The sequence below is a fragment of the Devosia chinhatensis genome, assembly GCF_000969445.1.
GTDB lineage: Bacteria > Pseudomonadota > Alphaproteobacteria > Rhizobiales > Devosiaceae > Devosia > Devosia chinhatensis.
This window is the reverse complement of the sequence record NZ_JZEY01000054.1, coordinates 1,862,888-1,878,088: the sequence shown is the minus strand read 5'-3', so window position 1 is coordinate 1,878,088 and position 15,201 is coordinate 1,862,888. Positions and strand designations below refer to the sequence as shown.

Genomic DNA, 15,201 nt, shown 5'->3' with positions numbered 1-15,201 from the left:
TTGATCGTATGCAGCGCCGCCGGGCCAAAGCCATTGCCATCGCACACCAGCAGGTCATGACGACCCGACTGGTCGTTGCCGCTGGCCTGCTTCTGCTGCCCGCGCTTCTCCTCCTTCTTATCAGCCCCTGATCACCGGCAGCTCGGATCACCGAGCGGGTCGTCAGGGGATTGCGCCATAAACCGAACAAATCGATTGTCCGGTCCAGCGAGCCATTGCCTCGGGGCCGATAGGAAAAGAGCCTGAAATGTCTGCTTCTGCCACCCAGTCCAACAAAGACCGCGTCTTCATCTTCGACACCACGCTGCGCGACGGCGAGCAATCGCCCGGCGCGACCATGACGCTGGAGGAGAAACTCCAGGTGGCCGATGCGCTGGACGAGATGGGCGTCGATATTATCGAAGCCGGCTTCCCCATTGCGTCGGTGGGAGATTTCGAGGCCGTGGTGGCCGTCGCCAAGCATGTCAAGAAGGCGCGCGTGGCGGGGCTGGCCCGCGCCATAACGGCCGATATCGACCGGGCGGGCGAAGCGGTGCGCCATGCCCAGCAGGGACGTATCCATACCTTCGTGTCGACCTCGCCGATCCATCTGGCGCACCAGATGAAAAAGACCGAGGACGAGGTGATCGAGATCATCGCCCGCACGGTGGCGCAGGCGCGCAACCTGATCGACGACGTGGAATGGAGCGCGATGGATGCGACCCGCACGCCGCTGGAATTCCTCAAGCGCTGTGTGGAAACGGCCATCAAGGCCGGCGCGACGACGATCAACTTGCCCGACACGGTGGGCTACGCGGTGCCCGAAGAGCATTTCAAGATGTTCAAGGACATCATCGAGAGCGTGCCGGGCGCCGATAAGGCCATCTTCTCGGTGCATTGCCATGACGATCTGGGCATGGCCGTCGCCAATTCGCTGGCCGGTGTCGCGGGCGGGGCGCGGCAGATCGAATGCACGATCAACGGATTGGGCGAGCGCGCGGGCAATGCCGCGCTCGAGGAAGTGGTGATGGCCTTGCGCACGCGCGGGGATGCCATGCCCTATTACACCGAGATCGAAACCACCCAGCTGTCGCGGGCCAGCCGGATCGTGTCGGCGGCGTCGAATTTTCCGGTGCAGTACAACAAGGCAATCGTGGGAAAGAACGCCTTCGCGCATGAAAGCGGCATTCATCAGGACGGCATGCTCAAGAATGCCGAGACCTATGAGATCATGACCCCGGCGAGCGTCGGCATCAAGGAAACCACCTTGGTGATGGGCAAGCATTCGGGCCGCGCCGCGTTCAAGGACAAGCTCAAGGAGCTGGGTTACGAGCTGGGCGACAATGCTTTTCAGGAAGCTTTCGTGCGCTTCAAGGACCTGGCCGACCGCAAGAAGCATGTCTATGACGCCGATATCGTGGCGCTGGTCGATGACGAGGTCGGCTCCGTCGGGGACCGCATCCGGCTGGTGGATATGGAAGTGGTCAGCAAGACCGGCGGCACGCACAAGTGCAATCTGGTTGTGACCATCGACGGCGAACAAACCGCCGTGTCCTACGAAGGGACAGGCTCGGTCGACGCGATCTTCAACGCCATCAAGGCGGCCTCGGGACAGGACCCGCATCTGGTGCTCTATGCCGTCGATGGCGTGACCGGCGGTACCGACGCGCAGGCCAGCGCCCATGTGCGCCTCGAAATGAACGGGCGGATCGCTTCGGGCAATGCGGCCGAGCCCGATACGCTGGTGGCATCGGCCCGCGCTTATCTCAACGCGCTCAACCGGGTGATGATCGAACGCGGCGCTTCGGCCCAGGGCGCGCTGGCGGGCTAGGCGCGTCTCGCTGCCCTCGGCATTGAGTGTCGAGGGCGGTTTGAACGCCATTTTTTGCCGGCTGAGGGCTGGAGGCGTTCGTCGGGTCTCAGGGCATGCCGAGTGACATCGAAGGGGACGTCATGGCCTATGCATTGGTTGAAGTGTCCAAGCCCGGTGACTGGACCGATTTCCATGCCATTCGCCGGGTGGAGCTGTTTGAGTCCAAGGGCAGGATCGGGGTTTATAATGACCGGCATCCGGATGATTATGCCGATTTTGCGCATCCCTTCCTTTTGAAACTTGACGAGCGGGCGCTGGGCACGACCCGGCTCGACCTTTTTGGGGATGGGCGGGCGGCAGTTCGTTTGGTGGCCATAACAGCTTCCGAGCAGGGGCGGGGGCATGGGCGCGTGATGGAACACCTTGTGAGCGTGCGGGCGCGCGAGTTCGGCGTCGAGACGCTTCTGGTCAACGCTGCGGCCGAGGCTGTCGGCTTCTATGAAAAGACGGGATGGCAGCCCTTCGACTGGGACCCTACCGAACTCGTGAGCATTGCGGCTTCTTGCATCCAGATGCGGAAGCTGCTCTAGCCTTTTCGGGCTATGACCGGTTCGGAGGCTGGATGCTGAGCAAGGCTGAATTTCGCGGGGGCCTGCTGGCCGTATCGGCGATCCTGATCGTGGTGCTTCTGGTGGTGTCGCTGTCGCCCGGCTTGCCGGGCGAATTGCTGTTGCAGACGCTGCGATTCCATCTTTTGGCCGCAGGGCTGGGACTCGCTGTCCTCGCCATTCTTTTCGGTGCCCGCTGGCGCGGCCTGATCGTTCTGCTGATCGTGCTGGCGAGCGGCGCGCATGGGGCGCTTTTCGTGCGCGAATTCTACGAACGCCGCACGCCCGTCGCCGAGGCGCCCGCTGCCCAGTTCCGTTTCCTCAGCTTCAACGTGCTCAACGGCAACAGACAAGCGGCCCAGCTGGTCGACGCAGTGATCGCCGATCCGCCCGATGTCATGCTGGTCATGGAAACGCCCGGCATCGAAACCCATCTCGACCGGCTGGCACAGGTGCTGCCCTATCGACTTGGCTGCGCGGTGACGACGACCTGCGATATTTCCCTGCTGTCGCGCTTTCCCATCGAAGATGGCGAAATCCGCCGGCCGCCACCCTATCATTTCGAACGGCTGGCGATCGGCCGGATCGTGGTGGACGGTCAGCCGATCACCATTGCCGGCATTCATCTGTCCAAGCCCTATTTCGACCAGTCCTCGTGGATCGAGCTGCATTCGATCGGCCGCATCCTGAGTGCGGTGGAGGGACCGATGGTGGTCGCGGGCGACTTCAATTCGGCGTTCTGGACCGAGCCCATGGCCAATCTGGGCGCTCAGCTGGACCTTGCGCCCGGGCCCTGGCCGGCAGCGACCTGGCCAGTGCGGCTGGGCCCTCTGGGCGTACCGATCGATAATGTCTTTACGAGCGGCAATGCGCGCCTGCTGACGCTGGAGGCTGGCGAGAATTACGGATCCAACCACCGTCCGCTGTGGGCGGACGTGGCGATCTATCCCGGTTCGTAGGCTGCGCGCAGGGCTTGAGGAAGCGCGTCCGCAAAAAGCTCCAGCTCTGCGTCAGGGGCGGCGCTGACGCGGATATGGCGATCGAGACCGGGCGCCATTGGCTTGCGGATGAACACAGCCCGCTGGGCCAGCTCTGCCAGGACGCGAGCGGCGAAATCGCCGTCACCGCCACAATCGATGGTGACGAAGTTCGTCGCGGACGGCAGGGCCTCCAGCCCATTGGCGCGGGCAATGGCGGCGATGCTCTCGCGGCTGCGTCCGATCGCGGCAATGGCGCTTTCGAGATAGGGCCGATCCCCAAGGGCGGCAATGGCGGCGGCCTGACCAGGACGTGTGATGCCAAAGTGATTGCGAACCCGATTGAAGCCGCCGATCAGCGTGGGATGTCCGAATGCATAGCCCAGGCGCATTCCGGCCAGCCCATAGGCCTTTGAAAAGGTGCGGAAGCGGATGAGATTGGGCTGGTCGAGATCGATGGCGGGCAGGGTGCCGTCCGGGGCGGTCTCGCCATAGGCTTCATCGAGCAGGATGATGCAGCCTTCCGGCACGGAAGCGATGAACGCAGCGATGGCCGGCGCTGGCCAATGCGAGCCCATCGGATTGTCGGGATTGGCGAGATAGACCATGCGCGCCTTGCTGCGCCGGACTTCGGCCGCGAGCTGGTCGAGATCTTCGTGGTGACCGGCATAAGGCACGAACTGCAATACGCCGCCAAACCCCGTGACGTGATAATTGAATGTCGGGTAGGCGCCCAGCGAGGTCACGACGACATCGCCCGGAGCGATGAAGAGCCGCACGGCAAGGCTGAGAAGCCCATCTATGCCTTCTCCAGGCATGACGGCGTGGGCCGGGATGCCCAGATGCGCGCCGAGGGCGTAGCGCAGATCGTGATTTTCGGGGTCGGGATAGCGCCAGGCGTCGGCACCGGCCTCCGAAAGGGCGGCGATGACGCGCGGACTGGGGCCAAAACCCGATTCATTGGCACCCAGACGAGCGCGGATGGTGATGCCGGAGCGACGCTCCAAGGCCTCGGGGCCGACAAAGGGCACGGTTTCCGGCAGGGCGGCGACGAGAGGCGAAAACGGCGGCAGGGGCAAGGGGCGGCACCAACATGATCGATTCTCGAGCATTCTAATGCTGCAACGGCCAAGTGCCAGCGCGGAAAACGAGGCTCCGATTCGGCAGCCGGACAATGGCGAGGCGCATTGCAGCGATCGTCCCCAGTCTTGTGCACAAGAACAATAAAACTGTGATCGGGGGCAAAGCCCCGCCACAGCGGGAAAATTGGCGACGGCGTTCCCTGAGGACCCATTTGGATAAAATGCCATGGATTGGCGCAAGGAGTCGCCAACTAACCTGCTGCAGGTTGAGGTCACGCCTGCCTCCCCAGGCGTTTCATGACTTCCCGAGCTATATTGAAGGAGACCTCGATTGCCTCCCACCTACGTGCTTGCGCGTGACCATCTTCAGCGCGCCGCCACCATCCTGCAGGGGGCGGACCAGCGTTCGCGGCAACTTCGCCATATCATCGAGCGCACGATCGGGCTTATGGACGATTACCGCCCCGAGCCGCCCCGCGCCAATAACGTGCTCGAACTGAACGACTATCGGCACTTGCGGACATAGTATCAATGGCGCCCGGTCGGCATCGGACCGGGCGCATTGCATTTTATCCCCACAATCTGATGACGGGCGCTGGACAGGTCGGAATCGCTTTGCTAGAGAGGCGCCACTTTGGTGCCGGACGGTAACGCCGACGGGTGCATAGCTCAGATGGTAGAGCAGCTGACTCTTAATCAGCGGGTCCAAGGTTCGAGTCCTTGTGCACCCACCAAAGTCTTCCCGTAGACTAAAAATACTTTCGGCCCTCATGGATTTCGCAACCCTGCGGAATCCTCGTGCGTTGGCCCTACTCGTCTAACCGAGGAGGCCATGATGGCACAGGACCAGACCACACGCGGCCGCAACCAGGACCGCGACCGCGTTGCCGGTGGGCAGGACCATGAAGTCGATTACGAAGCCGGCAAGATGGATGCGAGCCGGAAGGATGTGCGAGACGCTGTAAAGTCCGAAGGCAATTCGCGCGCAGCCGTAGAGAAAAAATTGAAAGAATAGGGAACCTATCGCGATACAGGGACGTTGTGGCTGTATCGGAAGGCGATAGAAATATCCCCAACGATGAAAAAAGCCCCGAAGGCGTCAAGCCTCCGGGGCTTTTTCGCGTTCTGACGCCGGGTCGGTTTTCCAAAGTTTCATGTCCCGGACGCGTTGCGGAGAGGTGGCTGGTCCCAAGGTGCGGCCAGTGCATTGCTGAAGGACGCAAAGAAGATGAAGCAGGATCACGATGATCATCATGCTCACGATCCCGGTTTCGGCCACGATCTCAGGTTCATGCTGGGGCGGCGGCGCTTTCTGGCCCTGACCGGCGGCCTCGGCGCGCTGATGGTGGCCGGCGGACCGGCAGCCGCCTTGGATTGCGTTGCCTTGCCCTGGGAAACGGCCGGTCCTTATCCGGCGGACGGGAGCAATGCCAAGGCCGGGCAGGTGGTGAACGCGCTGACCCAGGATGGCGTGATCCGGCAGGATTTGCGGACCTCGTTCGGCGGACTCACGCCGGTCGCAGACGGCCTGCAACTCGATCTTGAGGTGACGCTGGTGGATGCCGATGGCTGCACGCCCCTTGCGGGGCACGCGATCTATGTGTGGCATTGCGATCCAGTGGGGCAATATTCGCTCTATGACGTTGTCGAGGCCAATTACCTGCGCGGCGTGGGTGTCGCCGATGCCGATGGGCGGCTCGGTTTCACCACGATCTTTCCCGGCTGCTATGACGGGCGGTGGCCGCATGTGCATTTCGAGGTGTTCGAGAGCATCGAGAAGGCGGTGAGCGGGGACGCGTCGCTGCTGACGGCGCAGATGGCCTTGCCCGAGGCGGAGTGTGCCGCGCTTTATGCCGCCGATGGGCGATATGCCAATGGCGTCGCCAATTTGGGACGGATCAGCATCGCCAGCGACAATGTGTTCGGCGACAACAGCGCCGAGGAGATCGCGCAGCAGACGCTGGCCCTCAGCGGCGATCCGTCGTCGGGCTATGTCGGCACGATCACCATCGCCATCGACCGCAATGCCGAGCGCAGCGCTGCCGGGCCCGGCATGCCGCCGATGGGCGAAGGACCGGGGCCGATGCCCGGAACCGAGGGCGCGCCAAAGCCGCCGCCGGGCTCCTGAGGCGGCCAGGGTGCAGCGGGATCCTGTCGCCTGCCTGTCCGGAAGTGGCCGGACATCGCCAAAAACGCCAAATGTGATCCGAAATCGGCAAGAAGGCCTTGCGGGCGACAAAGCGGAGGAGTAGCTGCAACGCGCCTTTTCCGGCGTTTCCCCGCAAGGACCCTTCCATGTTCGGCATCGATCCGAGTTTTCTGTCGTCGCTCTTCCAGGTGATCATGATCGATCTGGTGTTGGCGGGGGACAATGCCGTCGTCATTGGCCTGGCGGCTGCCGGGCTGGCGCCGAAGCTGCGGCGCAAGGCGATCCTGATCGGCATCCTTGCGGCAACGGTACTGCGCATCTGCTTTGCGCTGCTGACGACGCAATTGCTGTCGCTGGGCGGCGGCCTGCTCATCGCCGGTGGCGTGCTGCTGCTCTGGGTGTGCTGGAAGATGTATCGCGAGCTCACTGTTTCCCATGACGAGGAGCAGGAGGCGACCGAAGCGCTGGCCAATGCCGATCTCAATGCCGATGGCAGCGTAGCCTCCAGGGCACCCAAGAAAACGCTGCGGCAGGCGGTGACGCAGATCATCATCGCCGATGTGTCGATGTCGCTGGACAATGTGCTGGCGGTGGCCGGGGCGGCGCAGCACCATTTCGAGGCGCTGATCTTCGGGCTGGCGTTGTCTGTGGTGCTGATGGGCGTTGCCGCGACCTTCATCGCCCGCCTGCTGCATCGCTTCCGCTGGATTGCCTGGATCGGCCTCGTGATGATCCTGATCGTCGCCGTGCGCATGGGCCTCGAGGGACTGGGTGCCTTCGTGGCGATTCCGGAAATTCCGTTCCTATATACGCCTCATGCCGTCGCCGGCGCGGCGGCCGTCGCGCATTAGCCTTTGGTAACCAAGGCCGAAGGTTTGCGGCATTTGCACGCCGGCACTAGGAATTTGCACACCTGCGCCCATTAGGGTCCGGCTGAACACACACAGCCGGAAGATCCCGCCATGTCGGCCATTGCAGGTTTGGTTTCCGAAACCATGACGTTCTCGCGCCAGCAGGAGCAGGCCGCCAGTCCCGCCGGTGCGCTGCTCATGCACCGCGTCGAGGGGGCCTATTGGGACAGCGTGGTGGGCAGTTTCGATGGCGTCTGCCAGGAACAGCTGCATGGCTTTGCCGCCATCCGCTGGCCGGGCGTGACGCTGGAGCCGAACCTTTTCGCGCGCGACGGACGGATCGTGGGCGGCGCGCTGATCATGGTGCAGAAGCTGCCGCTGGGCGTCGGGCGGATCGCGCTCGCCAAGTGGGCGCCGATGCTGGCGGACATGCATGCCGAGGACGCTCCGGCGATCTATGCCGGGATGATCGACGCGCTGGTGAGCGATTATGCGAACAAGCGGGGCATGATGCTGTCCATCCTGCCGCATACGTCCGCAGCGCCGGTCAACGGCGATTACCTGGCCTTGCGGGCGCGCGGCTTCCGGCGCGGCTTTGCGCTGACCTACCCGCATCGCTATCTCGTCAACCTGCGGCTCAGCGACGAGGCGCAGCGCAAGAGCTTCCAGCAGACCTGGCGCCGCCAGCTCAACAAGTCGGAAAAGGCCGAGCTCGGCTTCGAGCATGCCGGACCCGAGCGCCTGGGCGAATTCAAGACGCTCTACGAGGCGATGTCGGACCGCAAGCAATTCCCCGATCATTCGGCCTATGACACGATCGACCAGCTGATGGGCATGGACGAGCCATTGCGGCCCGAGCTGTTCTTCGTGCGCGAAGGCGGGGAAATCGTCGCCGGGGCACTGATCTTCAAGGCGGGCGACCGGGCGGTCTATCTCTATGGCGCCACCAATGACCGCGCCCTGCCGCTGCGCGCGGGCTATTTCATGCATTGGCACATCATCCGCTGGCTGCGCGACCATACGCGCGCCAATTGGTACGACCTGGGCGGGACCGACGGTTTCCTGGGGCTGCACCAGTTCAAGAAGGGCATGGTGGGCGATGCGGGCCTGATCCAGCCTGTGCCGCCGGTGGCCAATTATGCATCACGCCCGCTGGCCTTCTGGCTGGGCAATGCTGCGTTCGGTGCACGCGAGGCGGTCAACGTGGTCAAGCGCCGGATCGATGCCGTGCGGCCCGGGCGCGCCAAGCCAGACCAGCCCGTGCCCGAACTGGACGATTACTTGCGATGAGCCTTGCCCGGAGGCTCGCCTCCCAGTCCACCATCATCTTTGGCGGGCGCCTGTTCGGCGCCGGTCTCATTTTTCTCGTTCAGGCGTTCATCGCGCGCTTCTGGGGCGCGGCAATCCTGGGCGAATATCTGCTGATCATCGCCACCGTGAACCTGATTGCGGTGGCCATGCCGCTCGGTTTCCAAACCGTGGGCACTTATTTTGCCGCGGAGTATCGGGCGCGCGGGGAAAAGCGGCAATTGGTGGCATTCATAAAGCGCGCCTATGGCCACGTGCTGCTGGCCTTCGTGGCGCTGGTGATCGTCGGGCCGCTCCTGCTGGGGGCGCTGGGGCAGGCCGGCGGCGTGGTGGGCAACCACTTCGTACCGGTGGCTCTATTGTCGCTGGCCACGGCACTTGTCTATGTCAACGGCGGGGTGCTGGTCGGGCTCAAGCGCCCGTTTGCCGGCTTTTTCGCCGATGGCATCTTCCGACCGATGGTGGTGCTGGGGACCTTCCTTGCCTGTGCGGCTCTGTTCGAACCGGAGACCGGGTTCGGCACCATGCTGTGGATCATCGCGCTGGGCTATGTAGCGATCGCGGCGGTCCATTTCGGCTTCGTGATGCGTACATTGGGGCGGCTGGAGGACAGCGGGCCGGAGCGGGCGAGCGAATGGCCGCGCTGGTGGCGGTTCGCGGCGCCCTGGGTGCTGATCACGCTGGCAACCGACTTCTTCTTCGACATCGACTTGCTGCTGCTGGCCACGCTGCTCGACAAGGAGGAACTGGCCATATTCGGGGTCTGTACCCGCATCTTTTCGCTCGTCTCCTTCGGGGTGGCGGCCGTCTATGCGGTGACCTTGCCGGATATGTTCGAGAGCGAGGCGCAGGACGATCGCGCCGCGTTCCACCGCAAGGTTGGCGAAGCAAATCTCGTGGCGACGCTGGTGTCGCTGGCTCTGCTGGTGCTGGTGATCCTTGGCGGCCCCTTTGCCCTGCTGCTGTTCGGCGACGGGTTCACGGCAGGAGCGACGCCGCTGGCGATCCTCTGCCTGGCGCTGGTCGTGCGCTCGGCGCTCGGGCCGGCCTCGATGGTGCTGTCGATCCATGACCGGCCTTGGGCGAGCCTGCCGGCGGTGCTGCTGGGCATGGGCACGCTGGTTGCCGGCAATGCGGTTCTGGTGCCGGCCTATCACCTGATCGGCGCGGCCATGGCAGCACTGATCGGGATCACCGTGTGGTCCCTGGCGCTCTGGGTCATTGCGCTGCGCACGGCCGGGATCGATGTGTCGATCCTGCAATGGTTTCGCAGCCGGCGTGTCGCGGCGCCCGCCGAATAGTAGACCGGTCCCCATAGAGCTTTTGCGGCTTGGCCGGACATGCAAACACCCTCAGGTGAGGCCCGAGGGTGTCGCTGGAGTTCGTCTTGGGATGGAGGCTTGCCCTATGCGCCGACGAGGCTCTTCAGGCGCTGCTTGAGCCGACCCAAACGGCCGACATAGCCGCTGTCATAGGGGCCATCCTGGCGAGTATAGAACTTCTCGATCAGCAGATAATCCTCCCCGAAGATGTGCTTTTCGAGAAGGGCGGTCTCGCGATAGCCATAGCGCTTGAGCAGGGCACGGGCGACCTCGTTTTCCGGGCGCACGAAGGTGTAGGCCTTGTGGAAGCGCGAATTGTCCCAATGCTCGTCGAAGGCCCGCATGCCGAACATGCCCAAGCGTGTCTGGCGGTGGGAGGGGAAGACCCAGCTCCAATAGCGGAAAACGGCGCCGCATTCGGGACCCGAGATCATGGCGCCGCCCGGCACGCCATCGGCGCACATGATCATGATGTGCCAGGGATCGATGGACAAAAGCCCCTTGAGGAAGGTCTTGTCGAGACGGCCCGCCTCGTGGCTCTTGAAGCGCTCGCTGTAATGGGGCGAGGACATGATGACGTCGCCCAGTTCGCGGTGGATCAGGTCTATGTCCGCCAGAGTGGCGGCGCGGATAGTCATCTCGGCCATGGGCAGCTCCCGATGAAAGGCCCGATCAGTCTAGTGCAAGTCGGTTAACGGCATGTACCCGTGCCCATTCGGCATATCCCCTTGCCGCAATAGGCATGAAGTCTCACCCGCAAGCCCTTGCCGCTCCGATGCGTGCTGATTAGAACGGTTCGTGGGAGAGACTAGGGAGGAAGACGATGAGCGACCAGCTCTTGTTCCAGCCAAGTGCGGCTGCGCTCGAACGCACCCATACCAATGCCGAGCAGTATGCGGCGCTTTATGAGCGTTCGATCCAGGATCCGGACGGGTTCTGGGCCGAGCAGGCCCAGCGCCTCGACTGGATGACCTTTCCCAAGACCATCAAGAACACCACGTTCGAGTATCCGGATGTGTCGATCAAGTGGTTCGAGGACGGCGTGCTCAACGTGGCTGCCAATTGCATCGACCGGCATCTGGCGGAACGCGGCGACGACATCGCCATCATCTGGGAGCCGGACAATCCCAATGATGCGGCCGAATATATCTCCTATCGCACCCTGCACGAAAAGGTCTGCCGCTGCGCCAATGTGCTGACGTCCCTGGGCGTCAAAAAGGGCGACCGCGTCACCATCTACCTGCCCATGATCCCGCAGGCCGCCTATGCCATGCTGGCCTGCGCGCGCATCGGGGCGGTGCATTCGGTGGTGTTCGGCGGCTTTTCGCCGGACGCGCTGGCCGGTCGCATCAACGATTGCGATTCGGCCGTGGTGATCACTGCCGATGAAGGCCGCCGCGGCGGCAAGACGGTGCCGCTCAAGGCCAATGTCGACAAGGCGCTGGAAGACTGTCCGGGTGTCTCCAAAGTGCTCGTGGTCCACAATACCGGCGCCGACGTTGCCATGAAGGGCAGCCGCGACGTCTGGTGGCACGAGGCCGCCGCCGGCGTCGAGCCGTTCCACGATCCCGAGCCGATGAATGCGGAAGATCCGCTGTTCATTCTTTATACGTCCGGCTCCACCGGCAAGCCCAAGGGCGTGCTGCACACCCAGGGCGGGTATCTCACCTATGCCGCGCTCACCCATGAGCTGAGCTTTGACTACAAAAAGGGCGAGGTCTTCTGGTGCACGGCCGATGTGGGCTGGATCACCGGGCACAGCTATATCGTCTATGGGCCGCTGGCCAATGGCGCGACGACGGTGATGTTCGAGGGCATTCCCTCCTGGCCCGATGCCAGCCGCTTCTGGCAGGTGGTGGAGCGCCACAAGGTCAATATCTTCCACACCGCGCCAACGGCGATCCGCTCGCTGATGGGCGCGGGCGCCGAATATGTCGAAAAGCACGACATGCCCAGCCTGCGGCTGCTCGGCACGGTGGGCGAACCGATCAATCCCGAAGCCTGGATGTGGTATCACAACAAGGTGGGCAAGGGGCGCTGCGAGATCGTGGATGCCTGGTGGCAGACCGAGACCGGTGGCCACATGATCGCGCCGTTCCCCGGCGCCATTCCGACCAAGCCGGGTTCTGCCACCAAGCCCTTCTTCGGCATCAAGCCGGCGGTGCTCTCGCCCGAGGGCAAGCTGCAGGACCAGACCAAGGCCGAAGGGGTGCTGGTCATCCAGGACAGCTGGCCCAGCCAGGCCCGTACCATCTGGGGCGATCACGGCCGGTTCGTTTCGACCTATTTCGAGACCTACAAGGGCAATTACTTCACCGGTGACGGCTGTCGTCGTGACGAGGATGGCTATTACTGGATCACCGGGCGCGTCGATGACGTGCTGAACGTTTCCGGCCATCGGCTGGGCACGGCCGAGGTGGAAAGCGCGCTGGTGGCTCATCCCAAGGTGTCCGAGGCCGCCGTGGTCGGCTTCCCGCACGACATCAAGGGGCAGGGCATCTATTGCTACGTTACCCTGATGGCCGGCGAGAACTATACCGACGAGCTGCGCGGCGAATTGCGCAATTGGGTGCGCAAGGAAATCGGCCCGATCGCTTCGCCCGATTATATCCAGTGGGCGCCAGGCCTGCCCAAGACGCGTTCGGGCAAGATCATGCGTCGCATCCTGCGGAAGGTTGCCGAGAACGATTTCGGCTCGCTGGGGGACACCTCGACACTGGCGGACCCTGCGGTGGTCGACGACCTGATCGCCAACAGGCAGCACAAGCCGGCCTGATCGCGGATCGGTGCAGGGGCAAGCGTCTTGGCGCTTGCGCTCGCCGATGGTGACCACCGGGTTTATCCAGGCGGTCCCGGCATGGGGTCGGCAAACCTGACCGCAGATAAAAACCGGGCGGTGGTCCCGAGACCGCCGCCCGAAAAGTTAGGTGGTGACCGGTTGGACGGTTGAAATCCCCCCGACATGCTCCACCAATGCCAATTGTGATGATCGCTCACGCATTCGGCATCCCCTAAATTAGGGGTGAACATTGTCTTGCCCGGTTTTGCCGGTCATCCTGCCCTCGATTTTTCGATTCATGTCCGGATATTGCCTTGAACCGCTTAGCTTGTTCCGCCGTCGCGCTGCTTCTCATGGCATCGTCCGCATCCGCCGCAACGCTCGAAGAGATGGCGGGCCAGATGATCGTCGTGGGGTTCGAGGGCGACAGCGTCGATGCGGCTGGCGTTGCAGCCGTGCGCACGGCGCTGGAAGAGGGCCGGCTGGGCGGGGTGATGTATCTCAAGAAGAACGTCGCGAGCCTTTCGGCCGTGCGCGAAATGAACGCGATGTTCCGGGCGGCGGCGCCGGACATCTTGCCCTTCATCACGCTCGACCAGGAGGGCGGGGCCGTGGAGCGCCTGACCAAGGATGTCGGGTTCAGGGAAATCCCTAACGCTGCCAGCATCGCCGCCAATAATACGCCGCAGGATGCCCAGACCATCTATGCCGAGATGGCAAAGGACATTGCCGCAGAGGGCTTTACGGTCAATTTCGGGCCGGTGGCCGATCTCAGCACCAATCCCGACAACCAGGTGATCGCGCGGTTCGGCCGCGCCTTTTCGGCCGATCCCGATACGGTCATAGCCTATGACGAGGCCTTCATCCGCGCTCATCATGCAGCCGGGCTCATGACCTCGCTCAAGCATTTCCCCGGGCATGGCTCTTCGACGGCCGACAGCCATGAGGGCTTTGTCGACATTACCCGCACCTGGTCTGAAAACGAGCTCGAGCCCTATCGGGTGCTGATCGCGGAAGGGCTGGCCGACATGGTGATGGTGGGGCACCTCTACCATGCCGACTACGCCGATGCGGATGGGGAGACACCGTCCTCGCTGTCGCCGCGCTGGATCGACGGAGTGCTGCGCGATGAGCTCGGTTTTGACGGGCTGGTGATCAGCGATGACCTGGAAATGGGCGCGATCCGCGATCATTTCACCCTCGAGCAGACGGTGACCAAGGCGGTGCGCGCGGGGATGGATGTGCTGCTGTTTTCCAATACCGCCAAGTATCGGCCTGAATTGTCCCAGGAAATCCTCGATATCCTGCTGAGCGAGGCCGAGGCCGATCCCGAATTCGCGGCGCGAATCGAACAGAGCTACGAGCGGATCGTGGCGCTCAAGACGCGAGCGGAGTAGGGCCGCGCGCCGGTGGCGCGATGTGTCACGCTGGATGGCCCGAAGTTTCCCCGGCTTTCTCCACGGGTGTGTTTGCATGGCCAGTGGCAACTTGTAATGTGCCCGCGAACCAGCAGGAGGCCATGGGGCTGATGGCGGAAGACCGCGAGGTCCGGCGCGTCCGGGCGCTGTTCCTGTCCGATGTGCATCTGGGCATGAAGCCGATCCGCAGCAAGCAGCTGATCGAGTTCCTGCGCGTGCACGATGCGGAGACCATCTACCTGGTCGGCGACATCCTCGATGGATGGCGGCTGGCCAAGCAATGGCACTGGCCGGCCGAATACAACACGCTGCTCGACCTGTTGCTGGCCAAGGCCAATGCCGGTACGCGCATCGTCTACCTTCCGGGCAATCACGACGAATTCCTGCGCGAATATCTGGGCACCTATTTCGGCGAAATCGAACTGGTGGATCGCACGATCCACACCTCGGCCACCGGCAAGACCTATCTCGTCATCCATGGCGACCAGTTCGACGTGGTGGTGATGAACATGAAATGGCTCGCCCATGTGGGGGACTGGGCCTATAACGCGGCGCTGCGCATCAATATCGCCATCAACTGGGTGCGCCGGCGGCTGGGCCTGCAATATTGGTCGCTGAGCGCCTGGGCCAAGCAGAAGGTGAAGAACGCCGTGTCGGTGATCGGGCGCTTCGAGGAAGCGCTGGTGCACGAAGCCAAGCAATCCGGCGTCGACGGGGTGATCTGCGGGCATATCCACTTTGCCGATATCCATGACCGGCTGGGCATCCAGTACATCAATACCGGCGACTGGGTGGAAAGCTGCACGGCGATCGTCGAGAATCACGATGGTGCGTTCGAGCTGATCAAGTGGACCGAGATGGTAACAGGCGAGGCGCGGCGGCTGCGGCCCAGGCGGGCAAACGGGCAATAATTTT

The 15,201-nt window shown here is 63.2% G+C and carries 14 protein-coding genes and 1 tRNA gene; 13 read left to right on the top strand and 2 right to left on the bottom strand.

The window, feature by feature from the left end; translation table 11 throughout:
• Positions 1-247 precede the first annotated feature (247 nt).
• The 3 genes from VE26_RS09090 (at position 248) to VE26_RS09080 (ending at position 3,359) form a co-directional block, all read left to right on the top strand.
• Complete coding sequence (locus VE26_RS09090; protein WP_046104640.1) at positions 248-1,810, top strand: 2-isopropylmalate synthase; 1,563 nt, start codon at positions 248-250, stop codon at positions 1,808-1,810.
• A gap of 95 nt (positions 1,811-1,905) precedes the next feature.
• Positions 1,906-2,382, top strand: a complete 477-nt coding sequence (locus VE26_RS09085; protein WP_052715780.1) for a GNAT family N-acetyltransferase — start codon at positions 1,906-1,908, stop codon at positions 2,380-2,382.
• 32 nt (positions 2,383-2,414) lie between these two features.
• On the top strand, positions 2,415-3,359 hold the full coding sequence (locus VE26_RS09080) for an endonuclease/exonuclease/phosphatase family protein (RefSeq protein ID WP_052715779.1): 945 nt from the start codon (positions 2,415-2,417) through the stop codon (positions 3,357-3,359).
• Here the strand turns inward: VE26_RS09080 and VE26_RS09075 are convergent.
• Positions 3,344-4,456: a pyridoxal phosphate-dependent aminotransferase gene (locus VE26_RS09075; RefSeq protein WP_244465647.1), complete on the bottom strand. Its 1,113-nt coding sequence runs from the start codon at positions 4,454-4,456 to the stop codon at positions 3,344-3,346. The two genes, VE26_RS09080 and VE26_RS09075, sit on opposite strands and share 16 nt — an antisense overlap.
• 334 nt (positions 4,457-4,790) lie before the next feature.
• On the opposite strand from VE26_RS09075, the gene VE26_RS09070 reads away from it, so the two are divergent.
• The 7 genes from VE26_RS09070 to VE26_RS09040 all read left to right on the top strand — a co-directional run bounded on the left by VE26_RS09070 (position 4,791) and on the right by VE26_RS09040 (position 10,068).
• On the top strand, positions 4,791-4,985 hold the full coding sequence (locus tag VE26_RS09070) for a hypothetical protein (RefSeq protein WP_046104638.1): 195 nt from the start codon (positions 4,791-4,793) through the stop codon (positions 4,983-4,985).
• Between the two features lie 132 nt (positions 4,986-5,117).
• Positions 5,118-5,193: transfer RNA gene (locus VE26_RS09065), tRNA-Lys, on the top strand.
• A gap of 101 nt (positions 5,194-5,294) precedes the next feature.
• Positions 5,295-5,474: a DUF3606 domain-containing protein gene (locus VE26_RS09060; RefSeq protein ID WP_046105199.1), complete on the top strand. Its 180-nt coding sequence runs from the start codon at positions 5,295-5,297 to the stop codon at positions 5,472-5,474.
• Between the two features lie 213 nt (positions 5,475-5,687).
• Entirely contained in the window at positions 5,688-6,587 is a 900-nt protein-coding gene (locus VE26_RS09055) for a dioxygenase family protein (RefSeq protein WP_046104637.1), read from the top strand.
• Between the two features lie 167 nt (positions 6,588-6,754).
• Entirely contained in the window at positions 6,755-7,459 is a 705-nt protein-coding gene (locus VE26_RS09050) for a TerC family protein (RefSeq protein WP_084620170.1), read from the top strand.
• A 111-nt stretch (positions 7,460-7,570) separates the two neighbouring features.
• A complete protein-coding gene (locus VE26_RS09045) occupies positions 7,571-8,749 on the top strand; it encodes a lipid II:glycine glycyltransferase FemX (protein WP_046104636.1) in 1,179 nt (392 codons plus the stop codon).
• Complete coding sequence (locus VE26_RS09040; RefSeq protein ID WP_046104635.1) at positions 8,746-10,068, top strand: lipopolysaccharide biosynthesis protein; 1,323 nt, start codon at positions 8,746-8,748, stop codon at positions 10,066-10,068. Before VE26_RS09045 ends, VE26_RS09040 begins: the two co-directional genes overlap by 4 nt.
• A 104-nt stretch (positions 10,069-10,172) precedes the next feature.
• Here VE26_RS09040 and VE26_RS09035 read toward each other — a convergent pair whose 3' ends face one another.
• On the bottom strand, positions 10,173-10,736 hold the full coding sequence (locus VE26_RS09035; protein ID WP_046104634.1) for a GNAT family N-acetyltransferase: 564 nt from the start codon (positions 10,734-10,736) through the stop codon (positions 10,173-10,175).
• A 176-nt stretch (positions 10,737-10,912) separates the two neighbouring features.
• On the opposite strand from VE26_RS09035, the gene acs reads away from it, so the two are divergent.
• From acs to VE26_RS09020, 3 genes are all read left to right on the top strand, one after another.
• Positions 10,913-12,865, top strand: coding sequence for an acetate--CoA ligase (acs, locus tag VE26_RS09030; protein WP_046104633.1), 1,953 nt, complete (start codon positions 10,913-10,915; stop codon positions 12,863-12,865).
• Between the two features lie 317 nt (positions 12,866-13,182).
• The gene (locus tag VE26_RS09025) at positions 13,183-14,265 is read left to right on the top strand and encodes a glycoside hydrolase family 3 protein (RefSeq protein WP_152658773.1); all 1,083 of its coding nucleotides are present in this window, start codon (positions 13,183-13,185) and stop codon (positions 14,263-14,265) included.
• A gap of 131 nt (positions 14,266-14,396) precedes the next feature.
• Complete coding sequence (locus VE26_RS09020) at positions 14,397-15,197, top strand: UDP-2,3-diacylglucosamine diphosphatase (RefSeq protein ID WP_046105196.1); 801 nt, start codon at positions 14,397-14,399, stop codon at positions 15,195-15,197.
• The last annotated feature ends 4 nt before the right edge of the window (positions 15,198-15,201 follow it).

What these genes read in the sequence shown, in the direction of transcription:
- VE26_RS09060 (WP_046105199.1), top strand. Translation starts at nt 5,295, where the DNA reads ATGGCACAGGACCAGACCACACGCGGCCGCAACCAGGACCGCGACCGC.
- VE26_RS09055 (WP_046104637.1), top strand. Translation starts at nt 5,688, where the DNA reads ATGAAGCAGGATCACGATGATCATCATGCTCACGATCCCGGTTTCGGC.
- VE26_RS09090 (WP_046104640.1), top strand. Translation starts at nt 248, where the DNA reads ATGTCTGCTTCTGCCACCCAGTCCAACAAAGACCGCGTCTTCATCTTC.
- VE26_RS09020 (WP_046105196.1), top strand. Translation starts at nt 14,397, where the DNA reads ATGGCGGAAGACCGCGAGGTCCGGCGCGTCCGGGCGCTGTTCCTGTCC.
- VE26_RS09035 (WP_046104634.1), bottom strand. Translation starts at nt 10,736, where the DNA reads ATGGCCGAGATGACTATCCGCGCCGCCACTCTGGCGGACATAGACCTG.
- VE26_RS09050 (WP_084620170.1), top strand. Translation starts at nt 6,755, where the DNA reads ATGTTCGGCATCGATCCGAGTTTTCTGTCGTCGCTCTTCCAGGTGATC.
- VE26_RS09045 (WP_046104636.1), top strand. Translation starts at nt 7,571, where the DNA reads ATGTCGGCCATTGCAGGTTTGGTTTCCGAAACCATGACGTTCTCGCGC.
- VE26_RS09085 (WP_052715780.1), top strand. Translation starts at nt 1,906, where the DNA reads ATGCCGAGTGACATCGAAGGGGACGTCATGGCCTATGCATTGGTTGAA.
- VE26_RS09040 (WP_046104635.1), top strand. Translation starts at nt 8,746, where the DNA reads ATGAGCCTTGCCCGGAGGCTCGCCTCCCAGTCCACCATCATCTTTGGC.
- acs (WP_046104633.1), top strand. Translation starts at nt 10,913, where the DNA reads ATGAGCGACCAGCTCTTGTTCCAGCCAAGTGCGGCTGCGCTCGAACGC.
- VE26_RS09080 (WP_052715779.1), top strand. Translation starts at nt 2,415, where the DNA reads ATGCTGAGCAAGGCTGAATTTCGCGGGGGCCTGCTGGCCGTATCGGCG.